The organism is Alkalisalibacterium limincola (assembly GCF_008017755.1).
Lineage (GTDB): Bacteria > Pseudomonadota > Gammaproteobacteria > Xanthomonadales > Xanthomonadaceae > Alkalisalibacterium > Alkalisalibacterium limincola.
The window spans coordinates 58,579-76,255 of sequence record NZ_VRTS01000004.1; the positions used below are offsets into that span (position 1 = coordinate 58,579).

The window sequence follows — 17,677 nt, forward strand, 5'->3', positions numbered from 1 at the left end:
CCCCGTCGATCCCCGATTCCGCCGGAACCCCGCCAACGCCATGACCCAGAACCGCCGCGAGCTCGCCAACGCCATCCGCTTCCTGTCCATGGACGCCGTGGAGGCGGCCAAGTCCGGCCACCCCGGTGCGCCGATGGGCATGGCCGACATCGCCGAGGTGCTGTGGAACGACTTCCTCCGGCACAACCCGGGCGACCCGACCTGGTTCAACCGCGACCGCTTCGTGCTTTCGAACGGCCACGGCTCGATGCTGCTTTACTCGCTGCTGCACCTGTCGGGCTACGACCTGCCGATCGAGGAGTTGAAGAACTTCCGCCAGCTGCATTCGCGCACGGCCGGACACCCCGAGTACGGCCACACGCCGGGCGTGGAGACCACGACCGGTCCGCTTGGACAGGGTTTCGCCAACGCCGTGGGCATGGCACTGGCCGAGCGTGTCCTGGCGCAGCGCTTCAACCGCCCCGAGCACGAGGTCATCGACCACAACACCTATGTCTTCCTGGGTGATGGCTGCCTGATGGAGGGCATCTCGCACGAGGTCGCCTCGCTGGCGGGCACCTGGAAGCTCGGCAAACTGATCGCGTTCTGGGACGACAACCGCATCTCGATCGACGGCGACGTGCAGGGCTGGTTCACCGATGACACCGCGGCGCGCTTCGAGGCCTACGGCTGGCGGGTGATCCGCGGCGTGGACGGGCACGATCCCGAGGCGGTGGCGGCTGCGATCCGTGCCGCCCAGGACGACGTCGGCGCGCCCACGCTGATCTGCTGCCGCACGACGATCGGGTTCGGTGCCCCGAACAAGCAGGGCAGCGAATCCACGCATGGCGCACCGCTGGGCAAGGACGAGATCGCCGCCGCGCGCGAACACCTGGGCTGGGCGCACGCGCCGTTCGAGGTGCCCGAGGAGGTCTACGCCGGCTGGCGTGCCGGGGGTGCTGGTACCGCGCGGCAGGCGCAGTGGGAGCAGGCGCTGGACAAGTATGCCGACCAGTACCCGGCGGAAGCGGCCGAGCTCAGGCGCCGCATGGCGGGCAGCCTTCCGGAAGACTTCCAGGAGCAGGCCCAGGCCTACATCGAACGCCTGCAGGCGGAGGGACCGACCGTGGCCTCGCGCAAGGCCTCGCAGATGGCGCTCGACGCATTCGGTCCGCTGCTGCCCGAACTCATCGGTGGCTCGGCCGACCTGGCGCATTCCAACCTGACGCTGTGGAAGGGCTCCACGTCGGTGACCGACGTCGAGGCGCGCAATGCGAATTACATCCACTACGGCGTGCGCGAGTTCGGCATGAGCGCGATCAGCAATGGCGTCGCGCTGCACGGGGGCTTCGTGCCCTATGACGCCACCTTCTTGGTGTTCTCGGATTACTCGCGCAATGCGTTGCGCATGTCGGCACTGATTCCCACGCATACGATCCACGTGTTCACCCACGATTCGATCGGCCTGGGCGAGGACGGCCCGACCCACCAGCCGGTCGAGCATCTGGCCAGCCTGCGCCACATCCCCAACAACGAGGTCTGGCGGCCGTGCGATGCGGTGGAATCGGCGGTGGCATGGAAGGTCGCGATCGAGCGTCGCGACGGGCCCAGCTGCCTGGTGTTCAGCCGGCAGAACCTGGCCCACCAGGCGCGCGGCGCCGAGCAGCTGCAGGCCATCACCCGCGGCGGCTACGTGCTGTCCGACCCGGAGGGCGGTGCCTTCGACGTGATCCTGATCGCAACCGGATCCGAGGTCGCGTTGGCGACACAGGCGGTCGGTCGGCTGGCCGATGCGGGAATCAAGGCGCGCGTGGTCTCGATGCCGTCGGCCGAGGTCTTCGACCGGCAGGATGCGGGCTGGCGTGAGTCCGTGTTGCCGTCCTCCTGCCGCGCCCGCGTGGCGATCGAGGCCGGCGTCACCGACTACTGGCGCAAGTACGTCGGCCTCGATGGCCGCGTGGTCGGCATCGACAGCTTCGGCGCCTCGGCGCCGGCGGCAGCGCTGTTCGAGCATTTCGGAATCACGGTCGACGCCGTCGTGGACGCGGCCCGGTCCCTGGCCTGACCTTCCATCCCCGGTTCGGCGCTGTGCGATGGCTCAGCGCTGGGTTTCCTGCAGTGCCAGGGCCAGCAGGCGCGCGCTTATCCGTTCACGCGTGCCGGAGGGGGTGGCCAGGTCCATGCGCTCGAGCGCTTCGGTGTCTGCATCCGCGTCCGGTCGTGATCGCAGGGCCGCGATCACGGTGCCCAGCATGCCCGTGGTGGTGGCGGTTCGCTTCTTGAGCCAGCCGAGGGCCCGCACCAGGCGTTGTTCGACTTCGGTGAAGTCGCTTCCCATCGGGTAATCGGGCAACTGTTGGGGATTGCGGAAGGGGGCAAGTCGACGAGCGAGCGTTTCGGGCCGGTTCTGTGACCAGGCGTCCGGGGGGTGGAAGTCGGTGGACAGCTTGCCGGCGGTCATGGCCTTGGCCATCAGCTCGTCCTGGAACCGGGCATCGGTGATCGCCAACATCGCCTTGATGCAATCCTCGTCGCTGCGCCCACGCAGGTCGGCCACACCGTATTCGGTCACGACGATGTCGCGCAGGTGGCGCGGGATCGTCGTGTGCCCGTAGTCCCACAGGATGTTCGAACGGACCCGTCCGCCGCTATCCCGGGTGGAGCGCAGCATCAGGACGGAGCGGCCGTCGTCGAGGGCGTGGGCCATGGCCACGAAGTTGTATTGACCGCCGACGCCGGACACGACCGTGCCGTCGTCAAGCGCATCGGAAGTGGCGGCACCCAGCGTGGTCATCATCATCGCGGTGTTGAAGAAGCGGGCATCCCGCCGCTGCAGCTTCTCCAGCGTCTCCGAACCCCCGTAGAACTCGTTGATGCGCGAAACCCGGGTCATCCCGATGGAATTGCGCAGCGCGTCGGGCAATTCGCGAAGCCAGCAGTAGAAATCCACAGATCCCAGGAAGAATGCGGCCTGTAGGATGTTCCCCTCGCGCCGCAGATGCTCCTTGTCGCCGACGCTCGTTGTCCCGGCCGCATCGCGCTCCATCAGCGCCACGTCGTCGAAGACCGGCCGCGTGATGACACCGGCCTGGACCAGGTGCTGGAATCCGTCGGTGATCATTTCGCTGGCCCCGAACAGGCCTTGTTCAAAAGGTCCGGTGCCTCCCCAGCGCTTGCAGATCTCGCCGCAGGGAACGCCGGCATCGATCGCCGCCAGTGCCTGCAGGTAGGCACGATTGTCTTCATGGCGCAGCGCCAGGGCACGGCACAGCCCATCGGAGAGGGCACCGATGCCGATCTGGAGCGTGCCGCCATCGCGTACCAGGCGGCTTGCGTGCAACCCGATGGCATAGTCGGTGTCGCCGACTGGCTTGCGGGGCATGGCGAACAGGCGGGGCGCAGGGGCCTCGACCGACTCCACCCGGTCGAAGAACTTCCTTGGCACCGCCGCCTCACCTCCCAGCCATGGCAGGTCGGGGTGGATGATCCCCACGGTGCAGGGCCGCGGCTTGCCAAGCGTTCGACTTCGTCGAGCAGGTCAAGCGTCACGTCCGGGTTGCAGCTCAGGCTCAGGCGGTCGTCGTTGGCAGACTGGGCCACCCACTGCAGCACGACGTTGACCCCACGCTCGACCACCGCGCGGGCCACATGCGTGTAGTTCAGGCTCACATAATGACGCTGCGCCAACTCCGAGCGCAGCAGCAGCCCGGACTGCAGGTAGAACTCCTCGATCTTTATATTGGACGGCAGCTTGCCCTTGCGCTGAGCGTCGACATGCAGGAGCCGTTCGAAATCATCGCCGTACAGCCTTGAGACGAACGGATCCATGAATCGCCGCTCCATGTCGCTGTTCGGCGAGGGCGGAGTCAGCGACAGTGCGGTCAGCAGGTGCAGCGACAGCGATGCGTCGTTCGCAACGCGCCGGTAGAGCGCATTGATGACGTGGTGCGGTTTGCCCAGCCCCAGTGGAGCCGCGAGGATCACGTGCGGGCCGGTGCGCTCGAGGATCCAGTCGACCAGCGCTTCGAGCTTGGCAGCAGACGCGGATTCAGTCATGGGCCAACTATATCGGCTCATCCGTGAAGCCATACCGAAGCACCAGTGCGGCGCCGGGAGGGAACGGGTCGTGCCCTCCGCGCGGTGGCTAGAAACGCCAGCCCAACGTCAGCGCGTAGACCATCGGATCCACGTGGGCCTTGCCGACATTCGCGCCGTCGACGCTGACATCGACCGAAATGTCGATGTAGCGCGCCTCCAGCACCAGCTCCATCGCCTCGCCCAGTCGGAACGCCAGCCCGGCTTGGCCGGCGAGTCCCCAGCTGTTCCCGAGCTTCACGTCGGCTCCGGCGACCGGTCCACGGGTGGACTCGCTCCAGGTGCGCGTGTAGTTGAGACCGGCGCCGATGAAGGGCGACACCGGCGCCGACGGGGCGAAGCGGTACTGCAGGCCGAGCGTCGGCGGAAGGTGCTTGAAGTCCACCGCCTCGACGCCGTTGAGACTGACGGTGTGCTTGAACGGCGAGGCGGCCAGAAGCTCGACGGCCCAGTTGTCGCTCAGTTGGCGACCCAGGACCAGTCCAAGCTGCGTATTGGCGTCGATGGTCGTGGCCAGGGCACCACCAGCGAGGCTGCCATTGTCCGACTTCGGGTCGACGTGGGCGGCGCCCAGTCGCACGAACCACTCATCGGCGAACGCGGGTGCGCTCAGGCCCAGGGCGAGGGCGGTGAGGATGAGGTTGCGGGGGAAGTGGTGCATCTTGCGGTCCTTGGGTGGTTGGGATGCGCGCAAGTCTGCGCCGACCGCACGTCGGTCGGATTGAGGATGATCAAGTGGAGAGGACGCGGCGTCGCGGGTGGTACCGGTCAGCGACCGGACCGGGGGCGGAACAGGTCCGACGCCAGCATGCCCGCGATCATCGCCGGGACGAACCACAGGCTTTCAGCTGCGATGCGCCCCAGTCCCGCCACGGCCGGGCCCGGGCAATAGCCGGCCAGTCCCCAGCCCATGCCGAACAGCGCGGCACCCAGCAGCAGGGGAAGGGTGATGGTGTCCTTCTCGGGCAGCTGCAGTGCCTCGGCCAGCACCGGGCTGCCGCGCCGCCTGACCCAGGCATAGCCGGGCACGGCGACTGCCAGTGCGCCCGCCATCACCAGGCCGAGGCTCGGGTCCCAGCTGCCGAAGACGTCGAGGAAGTTCAGAACCTTTTCCGGCTGGGTCATCCGTGCCACCGCCAGGCCCAGGCCGAAGACGAGTCCACTGACAAACGCCGCGAGCGGAATGAGTGCCCGGTTCATCTCATGCCCCCAGCCCGTGGCGGACCACGGTGACGGTTACCACGCCGACGCCCATGAACGTGACCACAGCCACCAGGGAACGCGGGGAGAATCGGGCCAGGCCGCAGATGCCGTGTCCACTGGTGCAGCCCGATCCGACCCGGGTGCCCAAACCGACCAGGAAGCCGGCCGTCAGCAAGAGCCACAACGACCCGCCCTCGCGCGGTGGCGGGACTTCCATTCCGGCCACTGGTGCGAGTGCGAACCATGCGCCGGCGCCAACCACCAGGCCGATCACGAAGGCCGCTCGCCAGCCGCGCTCGCTGAGCGGACGGGTAATCGCGCCGTGGACGATCCCGCTGATTCCGGCGATACGGCCGATCAGCCACAGCAGCATCGTCGCGGCGAGGCCGATCAGTGCGCCGCCAAGCAGTGCGGACAAGGGCGTGAATTCGGTGGGCATCCTGTGCTTCCTGGGTTGCAGAAGGTCAGTCAAGCCGGCCCTGGGGTGCCGGCGGCGTGAAAACCGGTCGCTCAGGCGGGTCCGGAAGGACGGTAGGGGGCGCAATAGATCGAGTGCAGCGTGGCGATGATCCGCTTCGCCGGCCCATCGGCCAGCGAATAGCGGATCGTCTGCGCCTCGCGCCGGGTCTGCACCAGGCCTTCCTCGCGCAGCACCGCGAGGTGCTGCGACAGGGCCGACTGGCTCAACTCGACCTCGGCGTTGATCTCGCCGACGGAGCGCTCCGTGTCGACCAGCAGGCACAGGATCATCAGGCGCTTCTCGTTCGAGAGCGCCTTGAGCAGCCGGGCGGCATCACCCGCGTGCTCGTGCATGTCTTCGGGCTGCATCGTGGCGAGAGCACCCCGGCCCATCAGCGCAGCCTCACCGGAAGCTGCGCCTCCTGCCATGCGGTGATGCCGCCAGCCATCGAACGCACGTCCTTGAAGCCCATGTCCTGCAGGCTCCTTGCGGCCAGTGCCGAGCGGCCGCCGGTACGGCAGTAGAGCACGACCGGTCGCTCGCGCACGGCCAGCTCCGGTTCGGTCGCCCCGCCCAGGGCCGGGTGTGCGTCGACCTGGAACTCGAGTACGCCGCGCGGGATGTTGATCGCGCCCTCGAGGTGGCCGCTCTCGAACTCCGCGGGTTCGCGCACGTCGACGATGACGGCCCCGGCGACCCCGGCGGCGACATCCGGCACGGAGATTTCGGTGACGCTGGCGCGTGCCTCGCTGACGATCTGCTGCGCGGTCCGGCTCATGACGGGGTTCCTCTCGGGTTTGCCTTAGATAAGGCTAATATAAGCAAGAGCTAATGCGCTTGCAACCTGCCGATGATGAAAGACCGCAGCGGCGAGGGCGGCAGCGTTCTTCACCAGCAACGGCCCGATCTTCAACGGCCTTGCCATCTCGCTGATCTTCGGCATCCTGGTCTCGACGGTACTGACGCTGGTGGTCATTCCATTGCTGTACTACGTTGTCCTCGAATCCCGACAGGCACACCAGGAGTCGATCGCATGAAGACTGCAGCACGGTGGATGGTGGTGGTACCGGTGGCAATGCTGGCGCTGGGTGGCTGCGGGAAGGGCGGTGGGGGTGATGAGGCGTCGGAGGTGGCGGCCGGGGATGCCCCCGCGGTGGTGGTTCCTGGCGACGCCGACCCAGTGGCCTCCGGTGTCGACGTGGCGTCCTTGCCAAGCGGAGACCGGGCACGGATGGCCGCTGGCGAGTTCAGCGAGCGCCTGCGTAGCCGGCTCCAGGCGGCAATGCAGCGCGAGGGCCTGGGCCGGGCGGTGGAGGTATGCCATTCCGATGCCCCGGCCATCGCGGATGAAGTCATGCAGAGATTCGACGTGCGCCTCGGCCGGGTGTCCACGCATGGGCGGAACCGCAACCCCGGCAATGCGCCTGGTGGCTGGCAGTCCGGCGTGCTCGCCGACTTCCAGCGTGACATCGACGGAGGAGGCGACGTGGACGAGCAGCGCTTCGTGCAGACCGCCGACTTGCCCGATGGCGTGGCATTGCGGGTCATGTACGGCATCCGAACCCAGCAGATCTGTGAGACCTGCCATGGCGTCGAGCCGCTGCCCGAGGCGGCGCAGGTCATCGCCCGCCTGTATCCGGCCGATCGCGCGACAGGCTACCGCGATGGCGACCTGCGCGGCGGGCTGTGGGTCGAGGTGCCATCGAGGCCGGGACAATGAGCGCGGGGGAGGAGATCCGGCTCACCCTCACGCAGGAGGGCGCGTACAGCTTCCGGCTGGACTTCCACGAGCACGGGGTCGCCGACTTGCTCACCGATGAACCCACGCCGCTTGGTGAGGGTCGCGGTCCCAATCCGTCGCGGCTGCTGCTCGCATCGCTGGGCAACTGCCTGGCGGCCAGCCTGGTCTTCGCCATGCGCAAGTTCAACAATCAGCCTGGTGCGCTCAGGGCGGAAGTCAGCGCTCGCATGGTGCGCAACGACGCGGGGCGCTGGCGCATCCCGCGCGCGCAGGTCCAGCTTCACCTCGCGGAGGGAGGTGGGGCGCACCAGCATCTGGAGCGCATTCTGGAGCAGTTCGAGGCATTCTGCGTGGTGACCCAGAGCGTGCGCGACGGTATCGCGGTGGATGTCAGCGTCCACGACGCCGACGGCAACATGCTGCTGGGCGACAAGAGTTTCGAGGCAGGCGCGTGACGGGCAACGTCCAGCTTGCCTGTCCACGGTGCCATACGCTCAACCGGGTGCCGGCCGGGCGCCTGAGCCAGGGGCCGGTATGTGGACGCTGCAAGCACCTGCTGTTCGCCGGCGAGCCGGTCGTGCTTGGCGTCGACAGCGTCGGGGCCCATTTGGATCGAAGTGAACTGCCCCTGCTTGTGGACTTCTGGGCGCCTTGGTGCGGTCCGTGTCGGGTCATGGCACCGCAGTTCCAGGAAGCCGCGCGACACCTGGAGCCGTCGGTGCGCCTGGCGAAGGTCGACACCCAGTCCGAGCCCACGCTGGGACAGCGCCACGCTATCCGCAGCATTCCCACGATGGTGCTGTTCGATCGTGGTCGCGAGCTTGCCCGCGTCTCGGGTGCGTTGCCGGCTACGGAAATCGTACGCTGGACTCAGGGGCAGCTGGCGGGCCACGGCAAGGGCTAGAGGCGGTCCACCGGGATCTTCAGGTAGCGGATGCCGTTGTCCTCGGCCGGCGGCAGCTCGCCGGCGCGGATGTTGACCTGTACCGAGGGCAGGATCAGCACCGGCATGTCGAGCGTGGCATCGCGTTCCTCGCGATCCGGATGAAGGTGTCGCGGGTGGTGCCCTCGTGCACGTGGATGTTGGCCGCCTTCTGCTGGGCGATGGTCGATTCGCAGCGATGCTCGCGGCCGCCCGGAGCGTAGTCGTGGCATACGAATACGCGGGTGTCGTCGGGCAGTTCGAACAGCCGCTGGATCGAGTCGTAAAGCCGGCCCGCGTCGCCACCCGGAAAATCGCAGCGTGCGGTGCCTCCATCGGGCATGAACAGACTGTCGCCGGTGAACAGGGCATCGCCGATCAGGTGCGCCACCGAGTCGTTGGTATGGCCGGGGACCGGAATCACACGCCCCTGCATCTTGCCGATCCGGTAGGTTTCGGTATCGCCAAAGAGGTGGTCGAACTGCGAGCCATCGACCGGAAAGTGCTCGCCGAGGTTGAAGATCGGGCGGAAAGTCTTCTGCACCTTGCGGATGCCGTCGCCGATCGCCAGGCGGGCCTCGGGGAGGTGCCGCTTGAGCCAGTGGCCGGCCGACAGGTGGTCGGCATGGGCATGGGTCTCGATGATCCACTCGATCTTCAGCTGGTGTGCGGTGATGAAGTCCAGCAACGCCCGGGCGCTGGTGGTCGAGGTGCGCCCGGCCTTGGGGTCGAAGTCGAGCACCGGGTCGATGATCGCGGCGTGGGCGCCTTCCGGTTCGACCACGACGTAGGTCCAGGTGCTGGAGTCTTCGTGGAAGAAGGGGTGGACGTTGGGATTCATTCGCTGGCTCCTGGCTGGGGCGTCGCCGCCACTATATCAGATAGCTCTAATATACACCCCGTCGTGGCTGAACGGCTCAATGGCCGTGGGCCAGGGCCTCATCCAGCAACCGTGCCAGCCGGGCGCCGGCCTGACGCAGGCGCTTCTCCGCGACCGGCCGGTGCCGGTCCAGGTAGCTGGAACCGATCGGCCGGCCAGGCCGCGAGGGGTAGATCGCATGTTCACCGATGATCCGGCAGGACTCGATCGCCCAGTCGCGCGCGGGGTTGTCGCTGCCTTGAACGGGGTCCTCGACCGGGGTGGTTCTGCCGGCGAGCAGTTCGACATAACGCCGCCAGTCCGGCTCGCGGGAGCGCAGGATCAGGTTGTCCCAGACCGAATGCAGGTTCATGCCCTGACGCTGGTGGCGCAACTGGAAATCATTGCCACCGCGATCGGCGGCCAGGCCCGCATGCATCGGCTGGTGCACGTCGCCAACGAAGTGCACGAGGAACTTCAGCGCCTGGCGCCGTTGCTGGGTGCTGGCAGACCGGTCGGCCAGCATCCGCTTCTGGGCATTGATCGCGCCGATGACGCAGTTGCCGTCCGGGCAGTCCCGGGTCGGAGCGTAGTTGCAGGAGAGGTCGGGAAAATTGACGTAGTGCCAGCGTGCGGTGTGTCGCCATTCCGGCAGCGGACGCACCTCGTCGGCCCAGTTCGCCACGCCGGCCAGGGTCGGTTCCTCCACTCCGCGCAGCAGTCGCTGGATCTCGGCGCGTGTTTCGGGGCGAACCTGCCTCTCGGCCAGCTCACCGACGATCCGGTGCCCCTGGGCACTCCACGCAACGGCCAGGCCGGGCAGGAGCAGGCCGAAAAGCGCCAGCAGGCAGCGGGTTTTCATGGCGGAAGTTTCGTCGAGGCCGGGGGTCGTCTAAAATAGCGGGTCTTTGCTTCCCCCGCACCCGAAGGCGGTGCCCCGAACCAGGAGTAAGTCATGGCGATCAAGGTCGCGATCAACGGATATGGCCGCATCGGCCGCAACGTGCTGCGAGCAATTTACGAGGCCGGCCGCACCAACGAGATCCAGGTGGTCGCCATCAACGACCTCGGTGACGCCGAGACCAACGCGCACCTGACCCAGTACGACACGGCCCATGGCAAGTTCCCGGGCACGGTCGAAGTCGACGGTGGCGACCTGGTCGTCAATGGCGACCGCATCAAGGTGTTCGCCGAGCGCGACCCCGCCAAGCTGCCCTGGGGCGAGCACGGCGTCGACGTGGTCCTGGAGTGCACCGGCCTGTTCACCACCAAGGAGAAGGCGTCCGCGCACATCACCGGCGGCGCGAAGAAGGTGATCATCTCCGCCCCGGGTGGCAAGGATGTCGATGGCACCTTCGTCTTCGGCGTCAACCACGACCAGCTCAAGGCCAGCGACACCGTCGTCTCCAACGCCAGCTGCACGACGAACTGCCTGGCGCCGCTGGCCAAGGTGCTGCACGAGAAGATCGGCATCGAGCACGGCCTGATGACGACCATCCACGCCTACACCAACGACCAGGTCCTGACCGACGTGTTCCATTCCGACCTGCGCCGCGCGCGGTCGGCGACGATGAGCCAGATCCCGACCAAGACCGGTGCAGCCGCCGCCGTCGGCCTGGTGCTGCCGGAGCTCAACGGGAAGCTCGACGGCTTCGCGATGCGCGTGCCGACGATCAACGTGTCGGTGGTCGACCTGACCTTCGTCGCCAAGCGCGAGACGAGCAAGGACGAGATCGATTCGATCGTGCGCGCCGCCGTTGACGGTCCGCTCAAGGACATTCTCGACATCAACACCAAGCCGCTGGTGTCGATCGACTTCAACCACAACCCGCACAGCTCCGTCTACGACGCCACCCAGACGCGCGTCATGGGCGGCACGCTGGTGAAGGTGCTGAGCTGGTACGACAACGAATGGGGCTTCTCCAACCGCATGCTCGACATGACCATTGCGCTGATGCAGGCGAAGTAGCCGCGACGCGTTCATGCGCGATCGCCAGCGAGGAACCCCGGTGCCATGCATCGGGGTTTCTTTTTTTTTTCAGGTTCCGTTCCAAACGCGTGTGTGCGTACTATCTGCAGGTACAACCATCCAAGGTAGGAAACCCGATGAAAATTTCCGCTGCTGAATCCGCATTGCTGTCTTCGCGCGAGCGCGACATGCTCCAGTCCAAGGGACCCTGGGCCGTAAAGGATCTCGTCAGCCTCATCAAGCGAGTTCGCGACCTGCGCGACAAGCAGCGCCAGCTCACGCAGAGGCAGAAGATCTCCAGCGCGCGCAGCACCGGCAGCAAGGGCGGCACCAGCGGTACGGCGAACGCCCGGACCGCGCAGAAGGGTCGCGTCTTCGACCGTGCGCTGAAGCATTTCGAAGCCGAGCTCGACAAGCTCAACAAGGAATCCACCGCGGCGGCGGCCTCGCTCGAGGTGGGTGGTGCGAAGAAGGCTGCGGCCAGGAAGCCGACGAACAAGAGCGTGCGCAAGGCGGTGAAGAAGGCAGTGAAGAAGGCGGTCAAGAAGTCGGTGGAGAAGTCCGCCAAGAAGACTGCCAAGAAGACTGCGTCCAAGTCGTCGGCCAAGAAGTCCACCGGCAAGGCAGCCAAGAAGGCGACCAAGAAGGCGGCGGGCAAGTCGGCATCGAAGAAGACGGCATCGAAGAAGACCACCGCCAAGAAGGCCGCGACAAAGAAGGCCCCCGCAAAGAAGGCGGCGGCAAAGAAGACCCCCGCAAAGAAGGCCGCGGCCAAGAAGACCACCAGGAAGAAGGCTTCGAAGTCGTCGGCCACCGCTGCGCGCGGCAAGGCGTCCAAGGCCACGTCTTCCGGGAAGGGATCGGCTGCAAAGTCCGCAGCCAGGAAGGCGCCGGCGAAGAAGGCCGCGAAGTCCCCCCGCAGGACTGTGTCCCCGAAGGTCGCCGCGCGCAAGGTCGCCAAGGCGGCGGAGGAGCGCAAGCATGCAGGCCCCAAGGGTCCGGTGCAGAACATCTCCGACAAGGCGCGCCTTAACCTGCCCATGGGCTCGGGCGGGCACGTCGATTCGCAGATCTCCAGCCTGCCCTCGCACAACAAGCGGGCCAAGCGCGCTCGCTGAGCCGGAGCCCCTGGTTGCGCAGCATCGACAGCCGGCCCCGCGCCGGCTGTCGTGCTTTCAGCACGGCGTCAGCGGTGATCGAGCGACTGTCGCGTCCAGGGCAGCTGGTCGAGGTCCACGTTCCCGCCACTGAGGATCACGCCGACCTTTCGCCCGGCGAAAAGCCCGCGATTGCGGAGGATGGCCGCCAGAGGAACGGCCGAGGAGGGCTCGATGACCAGCTTCATGCGCTCCCACACCAGGCGCATCGCGGCCACGATCTCCGCTTCCGAGGCCAGCAGCACCTCCACCTTCCCGTTGAGCACCTGGAAGGTCAACTGGCCCAGGTGTGCGCGGAGGCCGTCGCAGAGCGTGTCGATCGGCCAGTCCAGGACGCGAGCGCCCCGCGTCAGCGATGCGTGGGCGTCGGCGGCCTGTTCCGGTTCGGCACCATAGACGGGGAGGCCGCCAGCGGTGGCCAGGAGCGTTCCGGAAAGCAGTCCGCCTCCGGATATCGGGGCGATCACCGCGTCCAGTCCGTCGACCTGCTCGAGCAGTTCCAGTGCAGCGGTGCCCTGTCCGGCGATCACCCGGGCGTCGTCGAACGGGTGGATGAGTGTTCCCCCGGTGTCCCTGAGCACCTGGGCCGTCGTGGCATCGCGCGCTGCCTGGTTCGGCGCGCAGCGCACGATCGTGGCGCCCTGGCGGGCGATCGCGTCGAGCTTCACCCGGGCCGCGCCCTCGGGCACCACGACCGTCGCCGGGATGCCGCGAAGGCGGCAAGCCATCGCAACGGCCGCCCCATGGTTGCCCGAAGACTGCGTGACCACCCCGCGAGCTGCTGCCGCGTCGTCGAGGGCGAATACCGCGTTGCACGCGCCGCGAAACTTGAATGCGCCTCCCCGCTGCAGGTTCTCGCACTTGAAATGCATCTCGCAGCCGGCTGCCGCGTCCAGCGACGAGGAGCGCAGCACGGGTGTACGCACGACGTGGCCGGCTGTCCGTCGGGACGCAAGGAGGATGTCGTCGAAGTCGGGTATCGAATTCACGGGGCGTCGTCATGGGCGATGGCGCTGGCATTGTCGCTCAATTCGGGTGGCACCCATGCCCGGCCTTAACGCCGGCGCTGCTATCGTTCCTGCTCACCCCATCGGAGCTTCAGGATGAAACTCGACGATTCCGAGCTGCTTCGCACGCGGTTGTTCATCGACGGTGCGTGGCGAGAGGCGCGTGGCGGCGGCCACGTGGATGTCGACGACCCGGCCACCGGCGAGTGCGTCGCACGCGTGTGCGACGGCGGTGAGGCCGATGTCCAGGCTGCCATCGAGGCGGCCGAGAGCGCGTTGCCCGGCTGGCGAGGCCTGAGCGCGCGCGAGCGCGCCGACGTCCTGATGGACTGGTACCGGCTGTTGCTGGAGCACAAGCAGGACCTGGCCGCGATCATGACCGCCGAGCAGGGCAAGCCACTCAAGGAGGCTGCGGGGGAAATCGACTACGGCGCCAATTACATCCGCTGGTTCGCCGAGGAGGCCCGGCGCGTCTATGGCGACGTGATTCCGGCGCCCTCGGGCGACCGCCGACTGATCACGCTGCGCCAGCCGGTAGGAGTCGTCGCAGCGATCACGCCGTGGAACTTCCCCAACGCCATGCTGGCCCGCAAGCTGGCACCCGCGCTCGCCGCTGGCTGCACCGTCGTGTGCAAGCCGGCGACGCAGACACCCCTGTCGGCACTGGCCATGGTCGAACTGGCGCAGCGTGCCGGCTTGCCCAAGGGCGTGGTCAACGTCGTCGTGGGCCGCGACGCCTCGGCGATAGGCAAGGCGCTCACCGACAGCCCGGTGGTGCGCAAGCTCAGTTTCACCGGCTCGACCTCGGTGGGGAAACGGCTGATGGAGGCGTGTGCGGGAACGGTCAAGAAGCTTTCGCTGGAGCTGGGAGGCAATGCACCGTTCATCGTGTTCGAAGACGCCGACCTGGAACTGGCCGTCGACGCATTGATGGGGGCGAAGTTCCGCAATGCCGGCCAGACCTGCATCTGCCCGAACCGTGTCCTGGTGCATGAATCGATTCATGATCGGTTCGTCGACGCGGTGTGCGAGCGCGTCCGCCAGCTCGACGTGGGGCCCGGCGACCGCGAAGGTGTCGTCCTCGGACCGTTGATCAATGACGAGGCGATCGAAAAGGTCGAGGAGCTGCTGGCCGATGCCAGGAAGCACGGGGCTCGCGTGGTGGTGGGCGGAGGTCGCATGGAGGCGCTGGGTCCCCGCTTCTTCCAGCCCACCGTGATCACCGGCGTGACGCGCGAGATGCGCATGAGCTGTGACGAAATCTTCGGTCCGGTCGTTGCGGTGATGTCCTTCGCCAGCGAGGACGAAGCGATCGAGATCGCCAACGACACCGAGTACGGGCTGGCAGCCTATTTCTGCAGCCGGAGCCAGTCGCGCTGCTGGCGCGTCGCCGAGGCGCTGGAGGCGGGGATCATCGGCATCAACGAAGGCCTGGTATCCACCGAAGTCGCGCCATTCGGCGGGGTCAAGGAATCCGGCATCGGCCGCGAGGGTGCCCGCGCCGGCATCGACGAGTATCTCGAGACCAAGTACCTGTGCCTGGGTGGCCTGGACCGCCAGGACTGAACACGCCGGGTGGCGCCGGCCCAGGGGCCGGCGCCAATCACTCTCAGCGCGTGTAGAGCAGGCGGTTGGGCGAACCCGAACCGATGCTGCTCAGGCGGTTGGTGGTCGCCCGGTTGTAGATGTGGCTGCGGACGGTGGCCGGCGAGGCCGAGGGGCTGCCGGCCAGGTACAGCGCCGCGGCGCCGGCCACATGCGGTGCGGCCATCGAGGTGCCACTGATGGTGTTGGTGGCGGTGTTGCTTGTCGACCAGGTCGACCGGATCGAGGTGCCCGGCGCGAAGATGTTCACGCAGCTGCCGAAGTTGGAGAAGCTCGAGCGGGCATCGTTGGACGCGGTCGAGCCCACCGTGATCGCGTTGGAGACGCGCGCGGGCGAGAAGTTGCAGGCGTTCTGGTTGTCGTTGCCCGCCGCGACGACCACCGTCACGCCACGACTGATCAGGTTGTTGGTGGCCGTATCGATCGCCGAGGAGGCACCGCCGCCCAGGCTCATGTTGGCCACGCCGGAAGTACCCGGTTGGCGGCGACCCAGTCGATGCGGCGATGATCGTGGAGTTGGCGCTGCCACCCGTGCAGCCAAACACCCGCACCGGCACCAGGCGCACGCCCTTGGCCACACCCCAGGTCGCACCGCCCACCGTGCCCGCCACGTGCGTGCCATGCCCGTTGCAGTCGTCGGTGCCACGGCCGTCGTTGATGGCGGTGCGCCCGCCAGGACGCGGCCGCCGAAGTTGGTATGGCTTGCGCGGATGCCGCTGTCGATGACGTAGACCCGCACGTTGGTGGCCGTCGTGTTGTAGATGTAGGTGCCGTTGAGCGGCCGGTCACGCTGGTCGACGCGGTCCAGGCCCCAGGTGGCATTGGACTGCGTGGCCGAAAGGAAGCTCATGCCGTCCTCCTCGATGAAGGCGACCCGCGGATCGCGCAGCAGTTGCTCGACCGCGCGGTCGGAGGCCTGCACCGAAAAGCCCTTCAGGGCGTGCTCGTAGACGTTCTCCACCGCCAGGTCGTAGGTCATGGCCATGTCCACGGCCACGTTGACGACTTCGCTCGACGCCGCATTGGGCGTGGTGGCGGTGGGCCGCATCATGTGGCGGTCGGGCTTGAGCACGACGATGTAGCTTCCGGCGATGGGCCGCTCGGCGCGCAGCAGTTCCGCGGCGGAGGCGGTTGCAGTGGTGCCGATGGCTGCCAGGATGGCAGCCGCAATCAGGCGCTTCTTCATTTGGTGATGCTCCCCAGGAATGCGAAAGATGTCGCTTGTTGTAGTGGCCGCTACGGCGGTTCATGCGCCGGTCGGGCTTTCGTCCCGGGTCGGCCGTTCGGTCCGCCCGGGTGGGGAAAGCCCACGGATATTTTTCCCGCCGGACCGACCAGTCAAATACCGATTTCGTCATGGCTTATGCATTTTTTGGCGGCAACGCTGAACCCGGTTCAGGCGCCGGTTTGAATCCGTGGGGCAAGGCCCGGAAAATAGTGGGTTTATCCTGGCCGCAGCCCGGCCCGCCTTGGAGCAGACATGACCAGCATCCCCCGCATGAGCGACCTCGACCTGGCCGGCAAGCGCGTCCTGATCCGTGAGGACCTCAACGTACCGATCAAGGACGGGCGCATCACGTCCGAGCAGCGCATACAGGCGGCGCTGCCGACGCTGCAGGCCGCCTTGCAGGCCAATGCGGCGGTCATGGTGCTCTCGCACCTCGGTCGCCCGGTCGAGGGCAGCTTCAGCGAGGCCGACTCCCTGGCGCCGGTGGCGCAGCGGCTGGGCGAGCTGCTGGACCGCGAAGTACGGCTGGTACGCGACTACCTCGATGGCGTCGAGGTGGCCCCTGGCGAGCTGGTCCTGCTCGAGAATTGCCGCATGAACGCCGGGGAGAAGTCCGACGACGAGGCCCTGGCACGACGCTACGCCGCCCTGTGCGACGTGTTCGTCATGGATGCGTTTGGTACCGCGCACCGGGCGCAGGCGTCCACGCACGGGGTGATCCACTTCGCCCCGGTCGCCTGCGGCGGCCCGCTGCTGATGGCCGAGCTCGACGCGCTTGGCAAGGCCCTGCTGGAGCCGGAGCGCCCGTTGCTGGCGATCGTTGCCGGCTCGAAGGTGTCGACCAAGCTGGAGCTGCTCTCGAGCCTGGTGTCGAAGGTGGACCAGCTCATCGTCGGTGGTGGCATCGCCAACACCTTCATCGCCGCCGTGGGCCATCGGGTGGGCAAATCGCTGTACGAGCCGGATCTGGTCGCCACGGCGCACAAGATCATGGCCGACGCAAAGGCGCGCGGTGCGGACATCCCGATCCCGGTCGACGTGGTGGTGGCGAGCGAGTTCAGCGCCAGCGCGATAGCGCACGTGCGGCGGGTCGACGAGGTGGGCGAGGACGAGATGATCCTCGACATCGGCCCGGAAACCGCGGCGCGCTACGGCGGCATGGTGAGCCGGGCGGGCAGCGTGGTCTGGAACGGACCGGTCGGGGTGTTCGAGTTCGATCAGTTCGGCCACGGCACCGAGTCGCTGGCAAAGTCGATCGCCGGTTCGCGGGCATTTTCCATTGCCGGGGGTGGAGACACGCTCGCCGCGGTGGACAAGTACGGCGTCGCCTCCGGGATCAGCTACATCTCGACCGGGGGAGGCGCGTTCCTGGAGTTCTGCGAAGGCAAGGAGCTTCCGGCGGTGACCGCGCTCAGGGCCCGGGCGGCCTGATTTCGCGGGAGTCGGCGTCGC

The 17,677-nt window shown here is 67.3% G+C and carries 17 protein-coding genes and 4 pseudogenes; 8 read left to right on the forward strand and 13 right to left on the reverse strand.

What is annotated here, in order from left to right:
• The first annotated feature begins 40 nt into the window (after window positions 1-40).
• Window positions 41-2,044 carry a transketolase gene (gene tkt, locus FU658_RS07110; RefSeq protein WP_147891452.1) on the forward strand — a complete coding sequence of 668 codons (2,004 nt, stop codon included), beginning with the start codon at window positions 41-43 and terminating at the stop codon, window positions 2,042-2,044.
• Window positions 2,045-2,077: 33 nt separating this feature from the next.
• On the opposite strand, the pseudogene FU658_RS07115 reads toward tkt, so the two are convergent.
• The 7 genes and pseudogenes from FU658_RS07115 to FU658_RS14405 all read right to left on the reverse strand — a co-directional run bounded on the left by FU658_RS07115 (window position 2,078) and on the right by FU658_RS14405 (window position 6,680).
• Window positions 2,078-4,035, reverse strand: a pseudogene (locus tag FU658_RS07115) (acetyl-CoA hydrolase/transferase C-terminal domain-containing protein).
• An 88-nt stretch (window positions 4,036-4,123) separates the two neighbouring features.
• Window positions 4,124-4,735 carry an OmpW/AlkL family protein gene (locus FU658_RS07120; RefSeq protein WP_147891453.1) on the reverse strand — a complete coding sequence of 204 codons (612 nt, stop codon included), beginning with the start codon at window positions 4,733-4,735 and terminating at the stop codon, window positions 4,124-4,126.
• A 107-nt stretch (window positions 4,736-4,842) separates the two neighbouring features.
• Entirely contained in the window at window positions 4,843-5,274 is a 432-nt protein-coding gene (locus tag FU658_RS07125) for a YeeE/YedE family protein (RefSeq protein ID WP_147891454.1), read from the reverse strand.
• Between the two features lies 1 nt (window position 5,275).
• Window positions 5,276-5,716 (reverse strand): YeeE/YedE family protein, encoded by a 441-nt coding sequence (locus FU658_RS07130; RefSeq protein ID WP_147891455.1) that lies wholly within the window; start codon window positions 5,714-5,716, stop codon window positions 5,276-5,278.
• Window positions 5,717-5,787: 71 nt separating this feature from the next.
• Window positions 5,788-6,129, reverse strand: a complete 342-nt coding sequence (locus FU658_RS07135) for an ArsR/SmtB family transcription factor (protein ID WP_255505467.1) — start codon at window positions 6,127-6,129, stop codon at window positions 5,788-5,790.
• On the reverse strand, window positions 6,129-6,515 hold the full coding sequence (locus FU658_RS07140) for a rhodanese-like domain-containing protein (protein WP_147891456.1): 387 nt from the start codon (window positions 6,513-6,515) through the stop codon (window positions 6,129-6,131). Before FU658_RS07140 ends, FU658_RS07135 begins: the two co-directional genes overlap by 1 nt.
• A gap of 24 nt (window positions 6,516-6,539) precedes the next feature.
• Window positions 6,540-6,680 carry a hypothetical protein gene (locus FU658_RS14405; protein ID WP_222708375.1) on the reverse strand — a complete coding sequence of 47 codons (141 nt, stop codon included), beginning with the start codon at window positions 6,678-6,680 and terminating at the stop codon, window positions 6,540-6,542.
• A gap of 90 nt (window positions 6,681-6,770) precedes the next feature.
• Between FU658_RS14405 and FU658_RS07145 the strand changes: the two genes are divergently transcribed.
• The 3 genes from FU658_RS07145 to trxC are packed head-to-tail and all read left to right on the forward strand — an operon-like array spanning window position 6,771 to window position 8,382.
• Window positions 6,771-7,457 (forward strand): c-type heme family protein, encoded by a 687-nt coding sequence (locus FU658_RS07145; protein WP_147891457.1) that lies wholly within the window; start codon window positions 6,771-6,773, stop codon window positions 7,455-7,457.
• Window positions 7,454-7,933, forward strand: coding sequence for an OsmC family protein (locus FU658_RS07150; RefSeq protein ID WP_147891458.1), 480 nt, complete (start codon window positions 7,454-7,456; stop codon window positions 7,931-7,933). The genes FU658_RS07145 and FU658_RS07150 overlap by 4 nt, the downstream gene beginning before the upstream one ends.
• Window positions 7,930-8,382: a thioredoxin TrxC gene (gene trxC, locus FU658_RS07155; protein WP_147891459.1), complete on the forward strand. Its 453-nt coding sequence runs from the start codon at window positions 7,930-7,932 to the stop codon at window positions 8,380-8,382. Before FU658_RS07150 ends, trxC begins: the two co-directional genes overlap by 4 nt.
• Here trxC and FU658_RS07160 read toward each other — a convergent pair.
• Window positions 8,379-9,241, reverse strand: a pseudogene (locus tag FU658_RS07160) (MBL fold metallo-hydrolase). The gene trxC and the pseudogene FU658_RS07160 overlap by 4 nt on opposite strands.
• 76 nt (window positions 9,242-9,317) lie before the next feature.
• Window positions 9,318-10,121: a S1/P1 nuclease gene (locus FU658_RS07165; protein WP_147891460.1), complete on the reverse strand. Its 804-nt coding sequence runs from the start codon at window positions 10,119-10,121 to the stop codon at window positions 9,318-9,320.
• 93 nt (window positions 10,122-10,214) lie between these two features.
• Between FU658_RS07165 and gap the strand changes: the two genes are divergently transcribed.
• Together gap and FU658_RS14410 are read left to right on the forward strand one after the other, a co-directional pair.
• Window positions 10,215-11,228, forward strand: coding sequence for a type I glyceraldehyde-3-phosphate dehydrogenase (gene gap, locus FU658_RS07170; protein WP_147891461.1), 1,014 nt, complete (start codon window positions 10,215-10,217; stop codon window positions 11,226-11,228).
• Window positions 11,171-12,346, forward strand: coding sequence for a hypothetical protein (locus FU658_RS14410; RefSeq protein WP_187265988.1), 1,176 nt, complete (start codon window positions 11,171-11,173; stop codon window positions 12,344-12,346). Before gap ends, FU658_RS14410 begins: the two co-directional genes overlap by 58 nt.
• 68 nt (window positions 12,347-12,414) lie before the next feature.
• On the opposite strand, the gene FU658_RS07180 is transcribed toward FU658_RS14410, so the two are convergent.
• Complete coding sequence (locus FU658_RS07180; protein ID WP_147891462.1) at window positions 12,415-13,374, reverse strand: pyridoxal-phosphate dependent enzyme; 960 nt, start codon at window positions 13,372-13,374, stop codon at window positions 12,415-12,417.
• A gap of 114 nt (window positions 13,375-13,488) precedes the next feature.
• Here FU658_RS07180 and FU658_RS07185 point away from each other — a divergent pair, with 114 nt between their 5' ends.
• Window positions 13,489-14,958, forward strand: a complete 1,470-nt coding sequence (locus FU658_RS07185) for an NAD-dependent succinate-semialdehyde dehydrogenase (RefSeq protein ID WP_147891463.1) — start codon at window positions 13,489-13,491, stop codon at window positions 14,956-14,958.
• Window positions 14,959-15,001: 43 nt separating this feature from the next.
• On the opposite strand, the gene FU658_RS16005 is transcribed toward FU658_RS07185, so the two are convergent.
• From FU658_RS16005 to FU658_RS16015, 3 genes and pseudogenes are all read right to left on the reverse strand, one after another.
• Window positions 15,002-15,451 carry a S8 family serine peptidase gene (locus FU658_RS16005; RefSeq protein WP_425477598.1) on the reverse strand — a complete coding sequence of 150 codons (450 nt, stop codon included), beginning with the start codon at window positions 15,449-15,451 and terminating at the stop codon, window positions 15,002-15,004.
• Window positions 15,452-15,563: 112 nt separating this feature from the next.
• Window positions 15,564-15,608: pseudogene (locus tag FU658_RS16010) on the reverse strand (hypothetical protein); the annotation flags it as partial.
• Between the two features lie 251 nt (window positions 15,609-15,859).
• Window positions 15,860-16,183: pseudogene (locus FU658_RS16015) on the reverse strand (protease inhibitor I9 family protein); the annotation flags it as partial.
• A gap of 294 nt (window positions 16,184-16,477) precedes the next feature.
• On the opposite strand from FU658_RS16015, the gene FU658_RS07195 reads away from it, so the two are divergent.
• Window positions 16,478-17,656 carry a phosphoglycerate kinase gene (locus FU658_RS07195; protein WP_255505468.1) on the forward strand — a complete coding sequence of 393 codons (1,179 nt, stop codon included), beginning with the start codon at window positions 16,478-16,480 and terminating at the stop codon, window positions 17,654-17,656.
• Window positions 17,657-17,677 lie beyond the last annotated feature (21 nt).